The sequence below is a fragment of the Streptomyces sp. NPDC005402 genome (assembly GCF_040606575.1).
Lineage (GTDB): Bacteria > Actinomycetota > Actinomycetes > Streptomycetales > Streptomycetaceae > Streptomyces.
Genome location: NZ_JBEXFB010000030.1, coordinates 17,023 through 35,890 on the forward strand (window position 1 = coordinate 17,023; position 18,868 = coordinate 35,890).

21 protein-coding genes and 1 pseudogene are annotated in these 18,868 nt (G+C 71.6%); 1 reads left to right on the forward strand and 21 read right to left on the reverse strand.

What is annotated here, in order from left to right; genetic code table 11:
- Positions 1-30: 30 nt before the first annotated feature.
- From ABZT02_RS39095 to ABZT02_RS39160, 14 genes and pseudogenes are all read right to left on the reverse strand, one after another.
- Entirely contained in the window at positions 31-1,158 is a 1,128-nt protein-coding gene (locus ABZT02_RS39095; protein ID WP_356026590.1) for a DnaB-like helicase N-terminal domain-containing protein, read from the reverse strand.
- Positions 1,158-2,432 carry a DNA cytosine methyltransferase gene (locus ABZT02_RS39100; RefSeq protein ID WP_356026591.1) on the reverse strand — a complete coding sequence of 425 codons (1,275 nt, stop codon included), beginning with the start codon at positions 2,430-2,432 and terminating at the stop codon, positions 1,158-1,160. Before ABZT02_RS39100 ends, ABZT02_RS39095 begins: the two co-directional genes overlap by 1 nt.
- Positions 2,429-3,301 carry a hypothetical protein gene (locus tag ABZT02_RS39105; RefSeq protein WP_356026593.1) on the reverse strand — a complete coding sequence of 291 codons (873 nt, stop codon included), beginning with the start codon at positions 3,299-3,301 and terminating at the stop codon, positions 2,429-2,431. The genes ABZT02_RS39100 and ABZT02_RS39105 overlap by 4 nt, the downstream gene beginning before the upstream one ends.
- A gap of 181 nt (positions 3,302-3,482) precedes the next feature.
- Positions 3,483-4,286: pseudogene (locus tag ABZT02_RS39110) on the reverse strand (alpha/beta fold hydrolase); the annotation flags it as partial.
- Between the two features lie 23 nt (positions 4,287-4,309).
- Positions 4,310-4,975: a hypothetical protein gene (locus ABZT02_RS39115; protein WP_356026595.1), complete on the reverse strand. Its 666-nt coding sequence runs from the start codon at positions 4,973-4,975 to the stop codon at positions 4,310-4,312.
- Positions 4,976-5,032: 57 nt separating this feature from the next.
- Entirely contained in the window at positions 5,033-6,820 is a 1,788-nt protein-coding gene (locus tag ABZT02_RS39120) for a TraM recognition domain-containing protein (RefSeq protein ID WP_356026597.1), read from the reverse strand.
- Between the two features lie 401 nt (positions 6,821-7,221).
- Positions 7,222-7,740: a hypothetical protein gene (locus ABZT02_RS39125; protein WP_356026599.1), complete on the reverse strand. Its 519-nt coding sequence runs from the start codon at positions 7,738-7,740 to the stop codon at positions 7,222-7,224.
- A 74-nt stretch (positions 7,741-7,814) separates the two neighbouring features.
- Positions 7,815-8,636 carry a DUF317 domain-containing protein gene (locus tag ABZT02_RS39130; RefSeq protein WP_356026601.1) on the reverse strand — a complete coding sequence of 274 codons (822 nt, stop codon included), beginning with the start codon at positions 8,634-8,636 and terminating at the stop codon, positions 7,815-7,817.
- The gene (locus ABZT02_RS39135) at positions 8,627-8,983 is read right to left on the reverse strand and encodes a hypothetical protein (protein WP_356026603.1); all 357 of its coding nucleotides are present in this window, start codon (positions 8,981-8,983) and stop codon (positions 8,627-8,629) included. Before ABZT02_RS39135 ends, ABZT02_RS39130 begins: the two co-directional genes overlap by 10 nt.
- A gap of 26 nt (positions 8,984-9,009) precedes the next feature.
- A complete protein-coding gene (locus tag ABZT02_RS39140; protein ID WP_356026605.1) occupies positions 9,010-9,813 on the reverse strand; it encodes a DUF317 domain-containing protein in 804 nt (267 codons plus the stop codon).
- Positions 9,810-10,193: a hypothetical protein gene (locus ABZT02_RS39145; RefSeq protein WP_356026607.1), complete on the reverse strand. Its 384-nt coding sequence runs from the start codon at positions 10,191-10,193 to the stop codon at positions 9,810-9,812. Before ABZT02_RS39145 ends, ABZT02_RS39140 begins: the two co-directional genes overlap by 4 nt.
- A gap of 288 nt (positions 10,194-10,481) precedes the next feature.
- Positions 10,482-11,258 (reverse strand): DUF317 domain-containing protein, encoded by a 777-nt coding sequence (locus tag ABZT02_RS39150; protein WP_356026609.1) that lies wholly within the window; start codon positions 11,256-11,258, stop codon positions 10,482-10,484.
- A gap of 95 nt (positions 11,259-11,353) precedes the next feature.
- A complete protein-coding gene (locus ABZT02_RS39155) occupies positions 11,354-12,004 on the reverse strand; it encodes a hypothetical protein (RefSeq protein ID WP_356026611.1) in 651 nt (216 codons plus the stop codon).
- Positions 12,001-12,759, reverse strand: coding sequence for a hypothetical protein (locus tag ABZT02_RS39160; RefSeq protein WP_356026613.1), 759 nt, complete (start codon positions 12,757-12,759; stop codon positions 12,001-12,003). Before ABZT02_RS39160 ends, ABZT02_RS39155 begins: the two co-directional genes overlap by 4 nt.
- A gap of 165 nt (positions 12,760-12,924) precedes the next feature.
- Between ABZT02_RS39160 and ABZT02_RS39165 the strand changes: the two genes are divergently transcribed.
- Complete coding sequence (locus tag ABZT02_RS39165; RefSeq protein WP_356026615.1) at positions 12,925-13,272, forward strand: hypothetical protein; 348 nt, start codon at positions 12,925-12,927, stop codon at positions 13,270-13,272.
- A 220-nt stretch (positions 13,273-13,492) separates the two neighbouring features.
- Here ABZT02_RS39165 and ABZT02_RS39170 read toward each other — a convergent pair whose 3' ends face one another.
- The 7 genes from ABZT02_RS39170 to ABZT02_RS39200 all read right to left on the reverse strand — a co-directional run bounded on the left by ABZT02_RS39170 (position 13,493) and on the right by ABZT02_RS39200 (position 18,731).
- Positions 13,493-14,338 carry a relaxase/mobilization nuclease gene (locus ABZT02_RS39170; RefSeq protein WP_356026617.1) on the reverse strand — a complete coding sequence of 282 codons (846 nt, stop codon included), beginning with the start codon at positions 14,336-14,338 and terminating at the stop codon, positions 13,493-13,495.
- Entirely contained in the window at positions 14,335-14,760 is a 426-nt protein-coding gene (locus tag ABZT02_RS39175; protein ID WP_356026619.1) for a hypothetical protein, read from the reverse strand. Before ABZT02_RS39175 ends, ABZT02_RS39170 begins: the two co-directional genes overlap by 4 nt.
- 99 nt (positions 14,761-14,859) lie before the next feature.
- Positions 14,860-15,354 (reverse strand): hypothetical protein, encoded by a 495-nt coding sequence (locus tag ABZT02_RS39180; RefSeq protein WP_356026621.1) that lies wholly within the window; start codon positions 15,352-15,354, stop codon positions 14,860-14,862.
- A gap of 384 nt (positions 15,355-15,738) precedes the next feature.
- A complete protein-coding gene (locus tag ABZT02_RS39185) occupies positions 15,739-16,929 on the reverse strand; it encodes a hypothetical protein (protein ID WP_356026623.1) in 1,191 nt (396 codons plus the stop codon).
- Positions 16,926-17,384, reverse strand: coding sequence for a hypothetical protein (locus ABZT02_RS39190; protein WP_356026625.1), 459 nt, complete (start codon positions 17,382-17,384; stop codon positions 16,926-16,928). The genes ABZT02_RS39185 and ABZT02_RS39190 overlap by 4 nt, the downstream gene beginning before the upstream one ends.
- 257 nt (positions 17,385-17,641) lie before the next feature.
- Positions 17,642-18,571, reverse strand: a complete 930-nt coding sequence (locus tag ABZT02_RS39195) for a hypothetical protein (protein ID WP_356026627.1) — start codon at positions 18,569-18,571, stop codon at positions 17,642-17,644.
- The gene (locus ABZT02_RS39200) at positions 18,561-18,731 is read right to left on the reverse strand and encodes a hypothetical protein (RefSeq protein ID WP_356026629.1); all 171 of its coding nucleotides are present in this window, start codon (positions 18,729-18,731) and stop codon (positions 18,561-18,563) included. The genes ABZT02_RS39195 and ABZT02_RS39200 overlap by 11 nt, the downstream gene beginning before the upstream one ends.
- Positions 18,732-18,868 lie beyond the last annotated feature (137 nt).

Consider the following 18,868-nt stretch of genomic DNA (forward strand, 5'->3'; position numbering starts at 1 on the left):
TTCGGGTCCGGCCACCGGCGGGTGCGGGTGCTATCGGGTGGCTCGCGCGGCGCGGGCGGTAGGGGCGGCCGTGGTGGTCGGCGGGCCGGCGCGAGTGGTGGGCGCCGGCCTCGGTCGCTGCGGCGGGATGGTTCCGGTGGCGTGCTGCCAGCGGGTGCGGATGGCGCCGATGTCGGCGAGGGATCGGCGGGCGCCGGCGACGAGTTGGAACGGCGTGTTCGCCGGGTCGCCGGCGTACGCCTCAATGCGTCGGCCGGTGTGATCGGCGGTTGCCAGGAGGGAGCGCTGCAGGGCGCGCTCGCCCCAGTGCTCCACGGACCCGGCTGGTTCGGCCAGCAGACGGAGCACCTCGCCCGGTTCACTTCCGTCGTCCAGCAGGCCGCGCTGTTCGGCCTCCCACAGGACGGTGACGGGGTCGACGGGATCGCGGCGCCGGGCAAGAGCGGTCAGGCACTGCCACAGGCCGGCGTGCAGCGGCAGGGTGAGGTCGTCGGGGAGCAGCCACCTGACGGACTCGATATCGGATGGGTGGGCGGTGGCGGTCGCGAGCAGCAGCCGCTCCTCCTCGACTGCCTCGATGTGGTCGGGCGTGATGGCAGGAGGCGGTGCCAGCGTGCGGGGCAGGACGCCGGCGCGCGGTGGGAAGCGGCTCGCGATGTCGTCCACGACCGCGGCGAGCGCGTCGGCCTCGGCGAGCACCGTCTGGACGGGCTGTGGGAGGGAGGCATCGTGGACGGTCTGGACGAGGCGTTCGGCGGCCGTCTGCAGGCGGCGGCGGGCGTGTTCGGTCTCGACCATCCGTGCGTAGGCCGGTGCGTGGCGGGGCCAGGGGCAGACCTGGATGAGGGTGTGCAGGTAGGAGGCGGTCAGTCCGCGCGCCTGCTCGCGCCCCGTGGCGAGCACCTGGTCGAGCCACTTGGTGTTCTTGGCGTGCTCGGCCGGGTCGGGCGGGGGCAGGGTGCTGATCGCTGCGTACACGGCGGAGTGCGCGGCAGTGGAGAACGAGTTGCCGGCGATGCCGGTCACGTCGGCGAGACGCTGCGGATCGAGGAGGAGGGCGCCGAGGAGGGCCTGCTCGACGTAGTGCACGGGCGGCGGCGGATGCGTGTCGGGCAGGTCGAGGTCGTCGTTCTCGTCAGGTTCGGGGGTGCGGGGCATCAGGCGGCGAGGGTGAAGTCGTCGGGGTCGAGGGTGACGCGGAGGTGCGGGGCGAGGAGGTGGCCGGCGAGCAACGGCGGTACGGCGTTGCCGATCTGGGAGAACTGCTGGCCTTTGTTGCCGGCCCAGGGGTAGTTGGCGGGGAAGGTCTGCAGGAGGCCGGCCTCGCGGGCGGTGATCCGGATCGGCTCCGGCACCGCTGGCGTGTCCGAGTCCTCCGTCGGTGCGAGGGCCGGTGCGGCGACCCAGGTGCACTCGTTCGCCCGGTGACCGAAGAACAGCGTGCCTGCCGGCTCGGACAGTGAACGGATAGTGGCGTTGGCCTGGTTGTTGCTGCGCAGGGACCAGGACCAGCGGTGCGCCTCGGCGGTGAACATCGGCGCCGGGGCGGTAGCGGTCCGGTTCTCGCGGGTGCCGTGCCGGGCGGCCCATTCGGCTCCTTCGCGGCGGGACTGCAGGACCACAGCCTCCGGTCGCGGCATCCAGGTGCCGCGATCCCGGGCGTCGGACAGCGTCTTGCGGGAGCCCGACGGGAACGGTTCAGGCCCGCCGCCGGGTCCGCCGCCGGCGCAGACGGTGGGGACGGGTCGGTCGGTGGCGCCCCAGCCGAGGGCCTCGGCCATCGACACCCATCGGTCACGGCCTGGCCCGAACAGGCTCTCCGGCTCGGCGGTCCGGGCGTGCGTGGGTGGTGGGGGCTGGGCGGTGCGGACGCGGGAGGCGAGCAGGATTGCCCGCCGCCTGGTTTGCGGTACGCCGAAGTCGGCGGCGTTGAGGATTCCGTACCAGACCGAGAAGCCCCATCCGCGCAGCACGGAGGCGTACTGCTTCCACAGCGGCAGGACGTCCGGCACTTCTTCCATGGCGACCCAGTCGGGCTCGCCGACGGTGTTGAGGGCGTGGAGGTAGCGCATGGGCTCGGCGGCCAGCAGCGAGCGTTCGTCCCGGCAGGCGGTCAGCAGCTTCTCGCGGGTGTCGCGGCCGGCGGCGAGGTCCGCCACTGCCTGGTGTACGAGCGGCTGGTCCACCAGGCCGAGGCGCTTGCCGGCCATGGACCATGCCTGGCAGGGCGGGCTCGCAATCAGCCCGGAGGTCTTGCCGAGGAACGGCCAGACGGGATACAGCGCCACGTCGGTGCGAATGGTCAACTGTCCTGCCGCCACACGCGTCTTGCAGGCCCACTCATCCCATTCCAGCCCAATGTCCCGTGCGCCGAGGACGTTAAGTGAGTGGCTCCATCCCCCCGGTCCTGCAAACAGGTCCAGGATGGTCAAGAGACCAGTCCGAAGTCGTCCTGTGCCGGCTCGGCGTCACCGCGGCAGGCCCACGGAGAACAGCCGTCGGCGACTCCTTGCTCCAGCTCCTCCAGGTCCGGTCCGCTGTCGGTGAGTTCTTGCTGCATCGCCGCCCATTCGGCGGCGGTGACGTGATCGATGGGAGCTTCGCTGAGGGGTACGCGGGAGCGGTGGAGAAACGCCTCGCCCAGCAGACGATTGCCGGTGGTGTTGGCGCGGGCATTTCCCTTGCGGATGGCCGCGTCGAACTCCACCACGTCCTCCCATTCCTCCGGGGAGTTGTCACGGATGTTGCGCCACTGGGCGTTTCCATGGAAAGGGCACCCGAGACAGCTCGATTTCGGGGTGTCGGCCAGGCCGACCGACGTCAGGTATCGGACGCAATCGGACCGTGACCACTCCATGTCGATGAGCGAGTGCCGGTTGCGCATGTACTTGACGTCGGCGTCCTTGGCCCGGTGGAATTCATCGGTGGAGATACCGAACCACTGCTCGACGAAGATCCCCTTGGGGATGCGTGTCGGATAGGGATAGCCGAGCAGTTCGCGGACCTTTTTCTTGATCGGCTTAATTTTATATTCCCCGGTACATTGCCGCCTGGTCATACCCGGATTTCCGTCCTTGTTCAGGACGTAGAGCGGCATCGAAGCAAACCTGTGCTCGGGGTCCAGGGCGTCCTTGCGTATGTTTCCGGACGATACGCGGAGAACGGGTATGCCAGCGGGTCTGGCTATTTCTCGCTCCAGCCGGTCGAGATGGGAATAAACGGCTCTCGGTTCCCAGCCTGTGTCGGCGAAAATTGCGTAGTCGACCTTCGGGAGTATGCCTTGTGCGGAGAGGGCGAGCATGGCGCTGGACTGGATACCTGCACCTAGTGAAATTGCCCGGAAGGCAGGGAGTTCGGAAATGATCGGTCCTGGGGTGAGGAGGGTGGGGGCTCGGTTCGGCGGCGAGGCGGGCGATGCGGTCGCTGATGAGCGCGGGGTGGCGGATGGGCAGCGCGTGCGTGGTGCGGGGGAGGATTTCCAGGCGGGCGGCAGGGAGTTGGGCGGCCAGCTGCTTGGTGTGGGCGGCGGGGATGTGCCGGTCGTCCGCGCCGGCCATCAGCAGCAGCCGGTCGCCGAACTGGTTGAGCACGGTGGCGTCGCGCGGCTGGTAGCGGCGCAGGCACTGCCACAGGTCGGCGAGGTCGCGGGTGTGGGTGTGGCGGATGCCGTGGCGGCATGACGGTGGCCCGTCGGCCGACCGGTCGGGGTGCGGCGCGAGGCTGTAGGGGTGTGTGGTGGGCAGCCGGTGCCGTAGGAGGTCTACGGCTTGGGGCGCGTGGGTGCAGGTCAGGGCGAACAGGCTGCGTCCGGCGGCCAGGAGCCAGGCGCGCGGGTCGCGTCCGGGCAGCACGCTCGCCCCGCGTGCGGTGGGCGACAGCAGCACCATGCCCCGGATGCGGGCCTGGTGTTGGGGGTGCAGGGCGGCGAGTTCCTGCAGGACGAGGGCGCCCAGGGAATGTCCGGCGAGCACGAGCGGCCCGGCGGGGACGACGTGGGTCAGGATGTGGTGCAGGTCGTCGGCGAGCTGCCGGATCGTCAGCGGTGCCTGGCCGCGAGGGGTGTGACCGTGCGCGCGCTGGTCGTAGCGCACGACGGTCAGGCCCAGGCCGGTCAGGTGCCGGGCGTGGACGCGCCACAGGTCCGCGGTGACGGACGCGCCGTGCACCAGCACGACCGTCGCGCCGCCGGGACGCGGGCGCACGGGGGTGTCGCGGTAGACGGACAGGCGAGTGCCGTCCGCGGCGGAGACCGACAACACCTCAGTGGCAGAATGAGAGTTGGGCACAGGTAGGACTCCCAAAGGGGGGATCAGTTGGGGGCAGCCGTTCGCCGTCCGCGCCGGCGGGCCTGTGGCGGGCGAGCGCGCGGTGGCCTTCGGCGGCTGCGCCGCTGGACCTGTGTGGTGGGCGGCGGTGCGGGGGCGGCACCGGGGCTGGTTGGCGTTGGCAGGATGTCCTGTGTGATCGCGATGCCGAGGTCGGTGCGCACGCTGATGCCGTCGGCGTAGAGGTGGGCCTCGGCGCGGACAACGGCGCTGAGTGCGGCGCGTTCACCGAGTCCGGATGGCAGCGCGTAGTGCCGCTTCGCCCCCGCGGGTATGAGGCCGTGCTGGACGAGGATGGCGTCGGCCTGCCCCGTGGCCGCGGTCGTGGTGACCGCGTGATCGGTGAAGCGGAGGGTGACGTCGGACTCGCGTGACGGGTTTGCGCCATGCTGGCGCGTGGTCCAGGCGAGGTCGACGAGGTCCAAGGCGTGGGCCATGAGCCCGTAGGCCGCGACACCGGCGCGCTCGTGCGCGTCCTCGGCCGTCTCGGGCGGCAGGAGGTAGAGAGTGCGGCCCTGGTGTTCGCGGGCGGTGAATCTCGCCGCGGTCAGGATGCGGGCGGCATTGCGGAGAGGGCGGTTGAGGACGACGAAGGTCCATCCGGCGCCGCTCGAGCCGATGAAGACGTCGTGGTGGTCGGTGAGAGCCATGGTGCTCCGGAGGATCGTGGTGCGGTTCGCGCGATCCGGGGGCGTGGCGCAGCCCGGTCAGGCGGCCGTGCCGTAGTCCCCCTGCTGGGGTGCGTGCTTGGCGATGGCGCGGGCGGTGATGGCCTTCGACGCGCGGGCGGAGGCGGCGGACAGTTCGTCGGCGCCGGGCTCCAGGTACCAGGGACGCAGGTCGAGCATGGCGGCGCGCATGCCGGTGGCGAAGCAGAGCGCGGTGCCCTTGGGCAGGGCGCGGATCGCGTCGGCGGGCAGGATCCGCTCCTGCCGCATCGACACCGAGGTCGACCTGCCGGACTCGGAGTGCGAGGTGGACGTGGTCTCGACATCGTGGTCGCCGATCAGCCGGGACAGCTTGTCGGCGAAGTCGGGGTCGTCGATACCGGAGCCGATGACCTTGACGGTCGAGGCGGACCACATGGCGTCCATGCCGGCGTCCGACCACACCTTCTGGCCCTGGCGGTAGGACTGGAGGATCGTGATCGGGATGATCCCGCGGGAGCCGAGGTGGGAGTACAGGTCCGGCAAGTCGCTGATCTTGCAGACGTTGGCGGCCTCGTCGAGGATCGCGAGCATGGGCGGGTCGAGGCGTCCGCCAGCGCGTTCGGCCTGAGCGGTCGCGGCCCGCATGACCGAGTCCGCGCACGCCGCGATCAGCGCACTGGCGCCGCCACCGCCGTCCTTCGACAGCAGGTACAGCGTGTCGGCGGAAGTGACGAACGCGGACGGCCGGAACTCGGGGACGTCCTTCTGCGGGGTGACCCAGGCGGCGATCTCGCTGTTCAGCAGCGCGGCGGCGTACTGGCGGGCGGTCTCGTAGATGCCGTCCCGGGTTTCCGGCGGTCCTTCCACCGTTCCCTTGAGCTGGGCGGCGACGGCGGCGAATTGGTGTTCGCGGAGGATGTCGAGCGGGGTGCGGTCGGCGGGGAAGGCCAGCCACTGCATGACGTCGGTGATCGGCCGCTCGTCGAGGGCAGCGGCGAGGAAGAGCTGGGCGAGGATGTTGGATCCGGCCTTGGACCAGAAGTCACCCTGCTGGCTCGCATCGACTGAGGCGGCGAGGAAGTGGCCAGCCAACCGACCGGCGCCGTCCAGGGTTTTGGCGTCCGCCAAGGGGTTCCACCACATCTCGCGTGCGGCGTGCGCGATCTGCTGCGGGTCCATCGACCACACCTGTCCGACGCGGGCGCGGGCGTCGTAGGTGGCGGTGAAGGCGTCGCCGGCGGCCTTGTTCGAGGTCAGCAGGACCGGGCCGGGCGCGGCGAGTATGGAGGGGATGGCGAGCGAGGTGGTCTTGCCCGAGCGGGGCGCCATGATGGCGACGGCCACATCCTCGTAGCCCATGCGCACTTCGTTCTTGGTGCCCTGGAGGTTGCCGAGCAGGATGCCGGTGTCGCGGGCCTCGATGTGCTTGGCGTCCTTCAGGCTCGGGCGCAGGGAGCGGGCCTTGTCGGTGATCGCCTTGGCCATCAGTGGTTCGATGTCCCGGGCCTTGGCCATGCCGGTGATCTTCTTCCGGCCGCCGCTGCGGTTCTTGTGCCGGGCCCACAGGATGCCCGCGGCCGTCCCGAGGGCAAGGAGGAGGAGAACGGGAACGATGCGGGCACCGATCAGCAGGGACGTTTCTCCCGCGTCGGGCCAGACCTGCTCGGGGTGGAGCAGGGCGGTGGTCGGCTGGTAGGGGGCCCAGCTGGCTCCGGTGAGGTAGGCGGTGATGTTGCCGGACAGCCAGGCGAGGTGGGCGAGGGGGGCGACGAGGGCGAGCACGCCGAGGGTGAGGCGCAGGACGAGGTCGTACCCGTCCGTGTTGCTGCTGGAGGAAGGGGGCAAGGGTACGGCGCTTCCGGGCGGGGACGGAGGGATCAGCGGCTACGGCTGTTCTTGGCCGGCGGCTGGAGGGGTTCGGACTCGCCGGCGGGATGGCGTGCCGGGCGGCGAACGAGTGGACGCGCTCTTCCAGCGCCCCGGCCACGTACACCGCGAGCACGTCCGTGGTCCTACGGGTGACGATGTTCGGGTCGCAGGTCGGGAGACTGCGCCCGCTGTCCAGGCGCAGGAGGGCTTTCTGGCCGGGGCTGGAGAGCAGGACGCGCGGCATCAGGGGGTCGTCGCCGTGGCTCCAGCCGCAGGCGCGGTGGAGGGGGATGGTGATCCAGGTGGGGTCACCGCCACCGGCCAGGTGGCGCGGTGCGATGAACTCGACCTCGACATCTCGGGAGCCGGGGGCATGGTCACTTCCGTGCCGGGGTTCGCCGGTCGGCCGCAGGAGCCGGTGCCGGCGCAGGTGCCAGAGGCGAGGGGGCATGGCGGGCGGCGGCGTTGATCTCGCGGAGTGTCTTGCCATGGGTGGCCCAGTCGTCGAGGTAGCTCCACGATTCGGCGTGGTACTCGGAGAGGGCGTCGTCGAAGGCCGTGGTGCCAGGCTTGGCGGTGGCGGGAAGGGCGTCTCGGGTTTCCAGCCACTGCTCGTGCAGTTGCTCGACCCGCTCGAGGGCGGCGTGCAGGACACTCAACTGGTAAACCCAGCGGCTCTGCACGGCTCCTTCCGGCAGGCGGCCCAGTTGCGTCTCCGCTGTGGCCAGCAGGTGACGGGCGCCGTACCGGAGCGATTCGAACGCCTCGGCGGTGTCGGCGTCGCGCTGGCTCGCGCGCAGGCCGTAGGCGTGGTCGTCGTAGGGCCATCCGTCGAGGTCGGTGTGCTCGTCGGAGTAGGCGTCCCACGCGTCGAGGATCTTCGTGCTGTCGCTCACGTAGCGGTCGAGGTGACGGAGGAAGTCGCGGTGTGCGCGGTGATCGGCGGAAATGGGGGAGGAGTCCTGTCGGTTCAGCGGCGGGCGGCTGGCTGGGCGGTGTGGGCCTTCGCCGGGGCCGTTGCGGGTTTCGTCTGCTGTCGGCGGGCGGAGCGTGCCCTCGCGCGGAGCGACTCGATACGCGCGGTGTGCGCGTCGACCACCTGCTGCGGGCGCAGCGGGCTGGGCTCCTGCGCGGCGCTGTAGTGACCGGTGCGGTCGTACATGCCGCGTTGGAGCGGGCTCCGGTCGACCAGTGCGGTGAGGAACAATCCGACGAGGTGGACGGGGGTGCGCTCGTCGAAGTAGGCGTGCCAGATGCGCGGGCCGGGGAACTGTCCGTGGCCGGGCTCGCGGGTCTCGACGTGCCAGGACGGCCCGCGGCTGAATTCGCTCAACGGGCGCAGTTCGATGTGGCACATGGAGTCCGGCGAGTGCGCTGTGCCCTCTGAGTCGCGGTGCCAGCCCGCCGAGGTCACCGGCTGCCACGGGTCCTGTTGTTCTGGTGGCGGGGCGATGAGGGCGTCGGTGAAGCCGGTGAGGACCTCGGCGGGAACGAGTTCGCCGAACTCGGCGTACCAGCCCGGCTCGGTGTCGGTGGCCTCGGTCCACAGCCGCCACCACGCGGAGGTGGTGGACTGCGGGTCGAGCTGGAGGCGGTGGCGCAGGTCGGGGCTGCGCAGGACGATCTCGGCGCTCAACGGATCGGAGACGGCACTCCATCCGGCGGCGGCCAGGCCGTGGGTGACGTGCCGGGCATCCCCGGGGCCGGCGAGGTGGCGGGGGCTGGTGTCGAAGGGGATCTGCCCGGCGTGCTGGTCGGCGAACGCGGCGAGCTGCCGCTCGCTCAGAGGCACCGGCCGTCCCCCTGCCCGTTCACGGCGGTGCTGCCATACAGGTCGCGGAGGTCGTCCAGCACGTAGTGGAGGGCGTGTTGGTCGGTCTGCTCCCACGCGGCCGTGCGCAACTCGGTGATCAGGAGATCGAGCTGCGCGGTGCGCGGCGTGCCCGGGTGCTCCTGCACGGCGCGGGCAAGGGCGCGCAGGGTGTCGGCGAGTTGGACGGGCAGGCCCGTGTATTCGTCGAGGAGGGGCTCGACGAGGGCGAGGGCTTCCACGGGGCTGGGGCCCTCACGCAGGTAGTCGGTGAGGTCCGACAGGATTTCGGTCGCGGTGCGGATGGTGTCCGGGGTGAGTGCGGGCATCGGGCTCCTTGGAACGAGGCTTCGGGTCAGCGGCGGGTCCGGGCGCCGCCGGCGGGGGCGTAGGGACGGGGAGTGGCGCGTGGCCGTGTGCTTCGGGCGCTGTTGCGGGCCCAGGTGGCGGCGCGGGCGGCCGTGATCCGGGCCTGCTGCCACGCACTGAGCTGGGAGGGCTTGACGGAGACCGACCAGGTGCGGATCTGTGCGCTGTGCGGGACGCGCTCGCGCGGGCGCATCACGGGATCGGGGCTGGCGAGTCCGGCCGAGAGGGCTTGCACCAGGTGCATCGGGGTGTTGGGCGTGAAGTTGGCCGTCCAGCCGTTGCCCTGCTTGTCCTGTGCCCCGGTCCACCACATTGCCGTGCCGTCGGCGCCCTGGTGGTACTGCATCCACGCGGTGCCGTCGGGGCTGGTCACCGTGTAGTGCTCGCCCTCAAAACGCGCGTGCCAGTTCTGCTCCTGCAGGGGTGCCCAGACGTTGGGGGCGTGGGCGGAGCGGGGTCGGGTGAGGGCGTCGGTCATACCGGCGACGATCTCCACCGGCGTCTGCCGGCCCAAGTGCGCCGCCCATTCGCCGTTGGGGCCGTCCGCTTGGCCGTGGATGGTCCACCCGCCGGGCAGGAGGTAGGGGTCGTAGGAGACACGGGCGGTGCGGTCCGGGCTCTCCATGAGCAGAGGGCCGCCCTTCTTGGACTTGTCCCGCCAGCCCGAGGCGCGCAGGAACTCCGAGACGTGGCGGACGTCGCCGCCGCCGGCGAGGGCACGGGGCTGGACGAGGTAGTGCTGCTCGGCCTGCTCGCCTGGTCCCCAGCCTTGCCATTGCTTGTTCTTCACCGATGCCGCCGGACGACGAGCGGTGCGGGTGCCGGGGGCTTCGCCGCGGTAGTGGTGGGCTGGGTGCCGACGTGCTGCAGGGTGTCCCTGTGCTCGTCCAGGTCGAGGGTGATGTCGTGCAGTTCGTTCGAGGCGCGGCCCAGAGCGAGCCACACCTCCGCCGGGAGGGCGCCTCGCTCTGCCTGGTCCTTGGCGAACACGCTGCCGGTGGCCACGAGGTGGGTGATGCCGCCGAGGACTCCGGCATCCGGGTCGAGAACGCGGGCGATGACCTGCGCGGCCTGGGGTGGGGAGAGCTGAGCGAGGTGATCGGCGAGCTGGTCGAGCTGACGGGCGATCTCGTCGGCCAGCCGCACCGGGTAGGGGGCGGGGTGGGACATGCTCCTCCGGGGCAGGGGGACGGTCAGTGGTGGTGGCGGTGACCGACGCGCTGGAGCTCGGCGAGGACGGCCTCCGGGCGCGCACCGGCCAGGGGCACGGTGTGATCGGGGCCGATGGGGATACAGGCGCGCAGGTAGCGGCGGAAGAGGAGGCCGGCCAGACGAGGCCGACGCTCGGTGGCGATCGGTGGTGGCTCGGTACGAAGGGGAATGCGGGGTACGGAAGGCTCCTGAACGAAGGAATCAGGGGAAAGTGAAGAGGGCGGTGGCGCGCGGGGGCCGTGCGGGTCAGCGGTTACGGGTGGCCGCCGTGGCCCGGGCGGACTTCAGTGCAGGCGCAGCGCTCCCCGATCCGGTGATCCGCCTGGTGCGGGCGTCGGTGATCCGGGCTTCGAGCAGTGCCTGCTCGTCGTCCCACCCGTGCGCTGTCCGGGCCAGGCGGGTGTGGGGCCCGCAGCCGTACAGCGGTGTTCCGATGGCCATCCGCGGTAGCGGATCGTCGCGGGCGAGACTGCGGGTGAACGCCGTGATGACAGCGAGCGGGGTGTGGGGGCTGAAGGCTGCCGTCGACCAGCAAAAACCGTTGACCGTGCACTGGGCATGCCACGGTCCTGGCGTGCGGGCGTGTTCGGGTTGTCCGGTGATGCGGACCAGGCCGTCCGGTGACACCGCTGTCAAGGCGGGGCCAGTACCGTCCGGGCGCCAACCCGCCTCCAGCAGCGGGGCAATGGCCCATCCGCTGGCGGCGGTTGGCGGTTGGCGCATGGCGTCGACCAGGGCGCTGACGTATTCGACGGGGAGGTACGCGCCGAGGAGTGCTTCCCACTGATGCCCGTCAGGGCCGGTGGCGCGCAGGTTCCAGGTCCAGCCCGCACGCCGGTCGTGGACGACATGCAGGCGTCCGTCGGGGCTGGCCAGCGCGGTGTGCGGGTCGATCGTGGACACGTTGTGCCAGCCGTGCCCGCGCAGCAGCAGCTCGGTCAATTGCTCCCAGTCACCCCCGCCGGCAAGGTAGCCGGGGGCGGCCAGGACATAGGGGACGGCAGACGGCTGACGCGGAGGCAAGCGGGTGTGGACTCCTGTCGGACGGACAGCGGGCAGGGACGATTCAGCCACGCGAGCGGCGCGGCCGGTGGCGCGAAGCAGCTGCCGCACGCGGTTCACCGGTGGCGGGAAAGGGGGGCGGATGGCTGCGCCGGGCTGGGCAGCGTCGTGGCGGGTGCCGGCCGGTGTGTCGTACGCGCGGCGTGATTGCGGGACAGGAGGATGCTGTCTTCGGCGCGGGCGAGAGCGTGCGCCGTGTCCCCGAGCCGCACGGCCGCCTGCGGGTCAGCGCCGGCGGTCTCCAGCAGCCGGGACCAGCCGATGAAGGCGCCGACGACGGCCTCACGGAGGAGAGGCAGCAGGCCGCCATCGGGTTCGGCGATCTCGGTCAGGACCGTGGCGACCTCGCCGCCGCTGCGAGCGTCGAGGGCCCGTCGGGAGAACTGGGCGAGATAGCGCCGGGCGGCCTCGCGATCGTCGTCGGGCGGATCGAAGGTGTTCAGCGCCGGGGCGAGGTGGACGCTGTATCCGGCGGCGACCAGGGCGTGCGAGGCGGCCGTGGCCCTGTGGCGCTCGTCTTCTGCCGGGAGGCCGAGCGGGAGTCGGTGGTACTCGCCCCGGGGCCCCGGGGCATTGAGGAAACCGCTTCGCTGGAGTATGCCGGCCGCTTCCCGGGTGCTGCCGAGGGCGATGACCAGCCCGGTGCGGGAGTCCTTGGTGATGGTGATGTACTCCCACACCGCGAACTCGGGCTCGCCCTGCCTCATCGGGGCCTGGCCGCCGAGGCCCGGGGCGCGGCCGGGGCCGGCGGCATGGAAGCTGAGGCGGAGGTGGGCGCGGTGCGGCCTGCGGAGTGCTGGAGGGCGGTGTCGATGCCGAGCGCGTCCAGCTGCGGACCGATCTCGCGCAGGGCTCGCGCCTGAGCCCGGGTGTCGTCGCCGCTGAGCCGGTAGATGCCGCTTGGCGGGTCTTTGATGAAGCCGCCTGCGACGAGGATCGCACCGGCACGGTCGTCGAAGGCGGTGGTGGCGACGCTGCCGTCTGGCTGCCAGGTCAGGACGACCCGGCCCGGCTGGGAGGGCTGTATGCCGCCCAGGGCGTTGTCCCGGGCCTGGGCGAGCGCACGGTCGTAGCGGGCGAGCAGGTCGCCGGCGACCTGCTCGGCGCCCAGGAACGGGTCGTCCGCCAGAGCGATGCCGTTGGGCTCGGGGACGGCGCGGTATGCCTCGTCGGGCAGGGCGCGGGGGGCGACGGCGGCGATGAGGAATCCGTCGCGTTCATCGTGCCGGTCCAGAAGGACGAACTGGGCGCCGTCCGGACGGCTCAGGACGGCTGCCTGCTGGAGCGGGTGCTCGGCGAGCAAGGCGGCGACCAGGTCCAGGTCCCAGATACGGTCCGTGAGTTCGGCGAGGTCGTCCTCGGCGTGTGGCGGGAGGTGAGTGCTGGTCCAGGTGTCGGGGAGTTCGCCGGCGAGGACGTCGGCGTACGAGGCGAGGCGCTCGGAGGTGTCGTAGTCGTGCATGGTGTCCTTGGGCGAGGTCGGGGGGCAGCGGCGCAAGCCGGGTGCGACCGGGGGCGGCGGGGCCGGGAGCGTGCGTGGCGGGGGAGGGCAGGCGTACATGGCGGAGCGTTCGCGTTCGGTGGTGGGGACCTGACCGGTGCAGGTGCTGCGGCCGGGGTGTGGGGCGTGCCGGTCGGCGAGGGCGTTGCGGGTGTGGGCGAGGTCGGTGCGGATGACGTGCAGGTGTTCGTCGGCGAGGTAGCGCAGCCGCCGGGCGGTGTAGGGGTCGGCCGGCTGGCCGAGCCCGTCGTGGAAGTCGGCGGTGGCGGTGAGGACTTCGTCCAGCGCGGCGAGGATGCCGTCGTGAGCGGCGGTCAGCTCGGTCAGCGCGTCGGTCGCCTCCTCGGTGGTGGTGGCGTCGCGAAGGCGCTCGGCGAGGTGGGCGACGGAGGAGCCCAGTGGCAGATAACTGGTCGGTCGGGCGTCGGTGTCGAAGTCCGGGGCGCAGTCGACGTGGTATCCGGCGGCCCGTAGGCGTGCGACGGCGTCGGTGGCGAGACGGGAGTCCTCGTCTTCGGCGAGGCCGGTGGGAGTGCGGTGGTAGGTCTCGTGGAGGCGGACGACGGCGACGAAACCCGCGCGTTGGAGGATGCTGTGTGCCTCGGAGTCACCGCCGCGGGCGAGGAGTTCGCTGGATTACGGGCCACGGCGGATGTCCAGGAAGCGGTCGGTACGGGGCAAGGAGACGTTTCTCCTACGGCGATCGGTGGGCGGTGTGCCGGGCCGCGGGCGGTACGGCGGCGACCCGCGGCTGGACCAGATGCGCGGCGGTGCTGTCCAGGTCCTGCTGGATGGCGTGGAGACGGCGGGCGATCAACTCCAGGCGGTGCGCCATGCCGGCGCCAGCGGCGCCGGGCTGGCGGGCGATCCGGTGCGCGGCGTGCTCGACGAGTCCGCGGACCGCTGCCAGGGGGCCGGCCTGCTCGTCGGCGAGCTGCGTGAGGACGCTCGCGAGCTGGGCCGATGCCGTGGGCGCCGCACGGATGGAGGGCCGCGTCGTGGGCCCGGCGCTGAGGGGGATCAGGTGGAGGTCCTGCTCGATGCGGCGCGCCTCGTCCGAGAGGCGCCGCAGGATGTCGGCGGGCGGGGCGTGCCATGCGCCGTCGAGGTGGATCAGGTTGGCGATCAGGTCGAGGCGTCCGGGCTGGGCCTGAACGGCGATCCACCGGCAGCCGTGCTCCTTGCCGGGAATCTCGATACCGGCGGCCCGCGCGAGCCGCTGAGCGACCTCGGCCCACTCGGGGCCGGTCAGCTCCCGGTCGTCCGGGTGAAGCCGGACGTCGAGGTGGAGGATCGCCCGCTGGTCGTCGTCCGGGCTGGCGGCGAACGGGTGCTCCAGGTAAGGGTCTTCGAGGTGCTCGGCCCACTGGACGGACGTCCAGATCTTCTGTTCGTCGTCCAGGGTGTAGTAATCCAGGCCCGGCCAGTGGGCGACGATGGTGTGCTCGGTCAGGCCCTCGTTCGGGGAGACCGGCCGCCGCAGTGCCTCGGCGAGCGGGTCGTGCGGAGTCTGGGTCTGCTCGTGGAGGCGGGGGATCACCGGCCGCTCCGGATGTCGGCGATGTGCACGAGCTGGCCCAGGGCGGTGGTGGTGTACCAGCCGCAGTCGATCAGCTCGTCGCGGCCGGCGAACCGCGCAAGGAGCGTGTCCTCCATGGCTCGCAGGTAGATCAGGCAGTCCGGGCAGCGGCGCGAGAGATGCACGAGGTAGCGGGGGTGGGCGGTGACGTAGGACTGTTCTCCGCCGGTCGCATCCCGCAGCCGCCATCCGTCCTCCTCGGTCGGGGTGTGCCAGGACGGGGCGACGACGCGCATCGCATCTCCCCACAGTTCTCCGCCGGCCACCCCCTTGAGGACGACGACGGTGTCACCGGCCTGGAAGTGCTGGTGCGTGATGTCCCGGTCGCGGGTGAGCGGGTCGGGTGTCGGCGCGAAGGCCGACGTGGGCGGGGGCTGGGACATGCGGTTCCTTCCACGCGAGGTGGGCGGGGTGGGAGGAACAATGGTCCGCAGGAACGCCGGTTTGGCTAACCGGCGCTTCCCGGCTATGATCCCCCGCTGTCAGCGGAACGGGTTCTCCGTCCCCCGGTCCGCCTCGGTCGCTGCATCGAGGAGTTCGAGCACGTCGGTGCCTTCTGCGTCCCGCTGATCTATCCACCACCCGGCGCGCGTGATGGAGCGGGCCTTCTCCTCCAGCTCCGCCCAGTCCGCCTCGTCCCAACTCCCCTCCACGACCAGCGCGCTGTGCGCGGCCGTCATCAGCTGGTGGCGGGATCGCTCACCCCAGTCCAGGGCCTTTTCGGGGCCTTCCAACTGCGGCATGTCGAACTGCTTCGCCCACGCGAGGGCCGCCTCCTGCTCTGCGGCGCGCTTGGTCGCGAGCCACTCCTTGGACTCAGTGTCGGCGTCGCGCGCCGCCTTCCAGCAGTCGGTACAGTCCTTTGCCGCGAGCCAGCGGGCGAATCCGGCCCGCTTGTCGGCAGGACGGCCGGACAGGTCATGAACCACCTGGTGAGAGCAGGCGTGCTCCACGGTCCACTGCGTACGGACGGCCATAAATGGATCTCCTCAAAAGGGTTAGACAGGAAGGGGTTGCGCCCTGATCAGGGCGTCTTGTGCCGGCTGCGGAGCGGGCGGCGATGCCGGCCGTGCTGCATGTGTCCGGTGGGACCGAGACGTCGGCGCGCGCCCGCCGGAAGGTGCACCGTGCTCTGGCCGTGGCGGTCCATGAGGCGTCCCTTGACCGGCTGAGGCCAGAGCGGAGAACAGCCCGTACAGGGCGCTGAGCAGCCCGCCGAAGGCGAGGCTGCCTCCGCTCGCGGCCGGTGAGGGTGCCGCTGAGCACGTGGGCACGTACGGGCTGCCCAGCACCGCGCCGCAGGTGATGCGCGGTGCCGGGGCCAGGTGTGCGGTCAGGGACAACGGGTGCTTTCTCGGTGCTCAGCGGTGGCAGGCGGGCGTGCTGGCGCGGGGCGGCAGCGTGGGTGGTGTGGTGTCCACCGCGGGGCGCGGGCGGACCCGCAGCACGGGGGTACGGTGCGGCGGCAGGACGGCGGCGGTCGCGCCGAGGTCCTCGGCCGCCTCCTCGACTTCGCGGGTGAGGAACTCGATCTGCCGGCCCAGCGCCGCGAGGCGGGCAGCGATCTGGCGCCCCTGAACGGTCTTCAGCGCGCTGGCGAACTGGCCACTCGTTTCCAGGAGTTCCTGGAGACGGACCATCGGGCCCGGGGTGTATCCGCGCTGGACGGCGCCGAGGAGAGCTTCGGAGACGTCACCCGCACTCTGGCCTTCGACGACGTCGCGGATGAGTTCCTGCAGCGACACCTCCTGGACCGGCGCTGGGCGGTTGAACCGGGAGACGTCCGCCCGCAGCACGCCGGGCGGGACCGCGACGGGCAGTACCTTTCCTGCCTCGTATTCGTGGGCGTAGTGCCCGATCACCTGCCAGCCCGGCGCGTCCGGGTCCCCTTGCAGCGCGACCAGCGCCGAGGCGTCGTTCTCGATGAGGTGGGCGAGGGTGATCGGCTGCCCGTCGGCGGCGTACCACGACTCGGTCAGTTCCAGCTCGCCTCGCCTCTGCGCGGCCTGTGCCCTCTCGGTCCACATCCGCTGGTCTTCGTCGGTCAGCGGTGCCTTGTGATGCCGGCCATCGCTCTGGTCGGCGAGGTTGCTGGCGATGAAGCTGTGATCCGCCCAGGCGGCGAGGTGCGGCCACAAGGCCGCGTGCTGCGCGCGTTCAGCTGCGGAGCCGGGGGCGGCCGGCCGGTCGAGCGCCCGGCGGACCTCGGCGGCGGAGGCGGCCAAGCCGTCCAGCACGGCCCGCCACCCGGCCAGATGCCGGGCAGGCGGCAGCTCTTCGAGCACACGGCGGGCAGCATCGAGCAGAGCATCGGCGTGCGGCGCGAGGTGGGTGGTGTACACCTCCACCGCCGCCTTGTCGCGCTGGGCTCGTGCGACTGCCGCAGCGTCTGCGTGGACGGTACGTCCGTAGCGGTCGCGTGTCGTGTCGAGCGCGGTTTCGGTCTCCCGGTCGATGACCGCCATCCGCAGCCGGAAGTCGCGTGCCGCGTTGGCGAGTTCGGGTGCCACCGGCAGGGGGCCGTCGGGGACCGGGGTGCTGGCGGGCGTCATCGGAACCGTCCGCTGCCCGAGGCCGTCAGGTGGACGGTCGGCGCGTAGGTGGGCTTCGGCGGAATCGGCCGGGCGGCTGGCGGGGACGTGGTGGGCGGGGTGGCGCGCTGCGTCGTTCGGCCAGCGGCGGCGCGGGCGAGACGGCTGCGGCGCTTCAGGAGTCCATTGGACCGGACGGGGCGTGGTGGGCCGGCGGAGAGGGCCGGGTCGAGGCGAATGTCGGCCTGCACGGTGTAGCCCTGACGGCGAAGATCGTGGACGGCCTGGCGGGTCCGGCGCGGGCCGTCGCGCTCGGGCTCGCTGAGCCGGTACAGCCCTGGTTCACCGGGGATGGGCTCGAACTGTTCGCGCTCCAGGTACCAGCGGGCGAGATGTGCGGGCAGGGAGGAGGTGAAGGAGGCGACGAAGCCGTGTTCCTCGTGGTTGCCGAAGGCGAAATGAATGCCGGGTTGCAAGGGGGCGGGGTTCTCTTCACGTTGTAGGGATGGAGCGGTCAGTGGCTGCGGTGCGCGGGACGGGCCGCAGTAGGGGGCCGGGCCGGCGTGGAGACGGGGAGAACCGGTCGGAGGTGGGGTGCGCTCTCGGGCCTGCCGCAGGAAGATCTCGCCTTCGGCGAGCCATGTCTCGATGGCCGGCCACACACAGGCATTGCGCTCCTGTGACGGCAGCGGGGTGAGGCCATGTGTTCCCGGAGAGAGGCTGTGGTCCAGCGTCAGCGCAGGTGCCGCGGCTGTACCGCCGGGAGGGCTCTCGGGGGAAGGGACGGCGGACGGGCCGGGGTGGACGGGAGCCGCGGTGCGGGCACGAGCGGGGTCAGTGCCCGCATCCGCTCCTCGGCCACGTGCAGCACTTCTCCGAGGTTGCGGATCTCGGCGGCGGCGTCGGCGAGATCGTAGGAGAGGTCGAAGCCGTCGTCCTCCTCGGCTTCCTTGGCCTTCTCCCCGGCTGCTTCGAAGAACTCACCGAGCCGTTCTAGCAGTCCGTTGACCGGATCCAGGATCTGGTGCAGCAGGGCAGCGGCGTCCGCGTGCGACTCGGCTCCGTTGAGCTGGTCGGTCAGAGCGAGCAACGCGTCACCGTAGACGTAGACAGTCGGGCGGTCTGCTGTGTCGGGGACGTCCGGGGCCTTTGGCGCGTGGAGTGGCGGCGTATCCGGGAGCACGTGCGGGTTTGCGGCGGGTGAGTCGGGATGTGGCAGCAGCCCGAGCTGGGCGAGGCGATGGTCGATCGCCTCGATCAGGGGCTGGGCGTTGCCGCCGTGGCGGACTTCGGCCCGCTGGGGTGCACCGGGGTCGTCGGAGGGAGCCGAGTCGTAGACGACCTCGAACGACGCCTGGTCGTCGGGGTGCTCACGGGTCACGATCCAGCCCTGCGGGTTTCCTGGCGGGCGGTCGGAGGAGGTCTCCTGCGGCGGACTGATGACCAGGTAGCTGCCGTCGGGGAGCGACACGCGCACGATGTACGCGCTGAGGCCGAACTCGATGTCGCACTGCAGCCCGCGCTCTCGCAGCGGCGTGGTGATGTGTGCGTGGCGGCGCCACAGCTCCTGCCACCACGGGGTGTCCACGTTGCGGTGGTCGGGGGGCGGCGCGAGCGGAGCCGCGCGGCGGGCGTCTGGGGTACTCGCGCCGTCAGCGGCCACGGCTCCTCCTGCGGGAGGTCGGCGTGCGGCGCGGCGCAGGCGCCCGCCGCGCCGGGTTGGCTTCCGGCTTCGGCACCGGACTGAAATCGAGTTCGTACTCGTCGTACGTGGCGATCAGGCCGTGTGCCATCTGGGCCTCGCGGTCGGCGATCTGCGCCATGAGGTCGCCGTGCTCGGCCTGACACTGCTGGTACTCGGCCCAGTCGGCGTCGCTGAAGTGGGCGGGGCGGTTCAGAGGACTCCTTGAAGGGGGGCGGCGGCACCGGGCTCTGGGGGTGGGCGGGCGTGAGGAAGAAG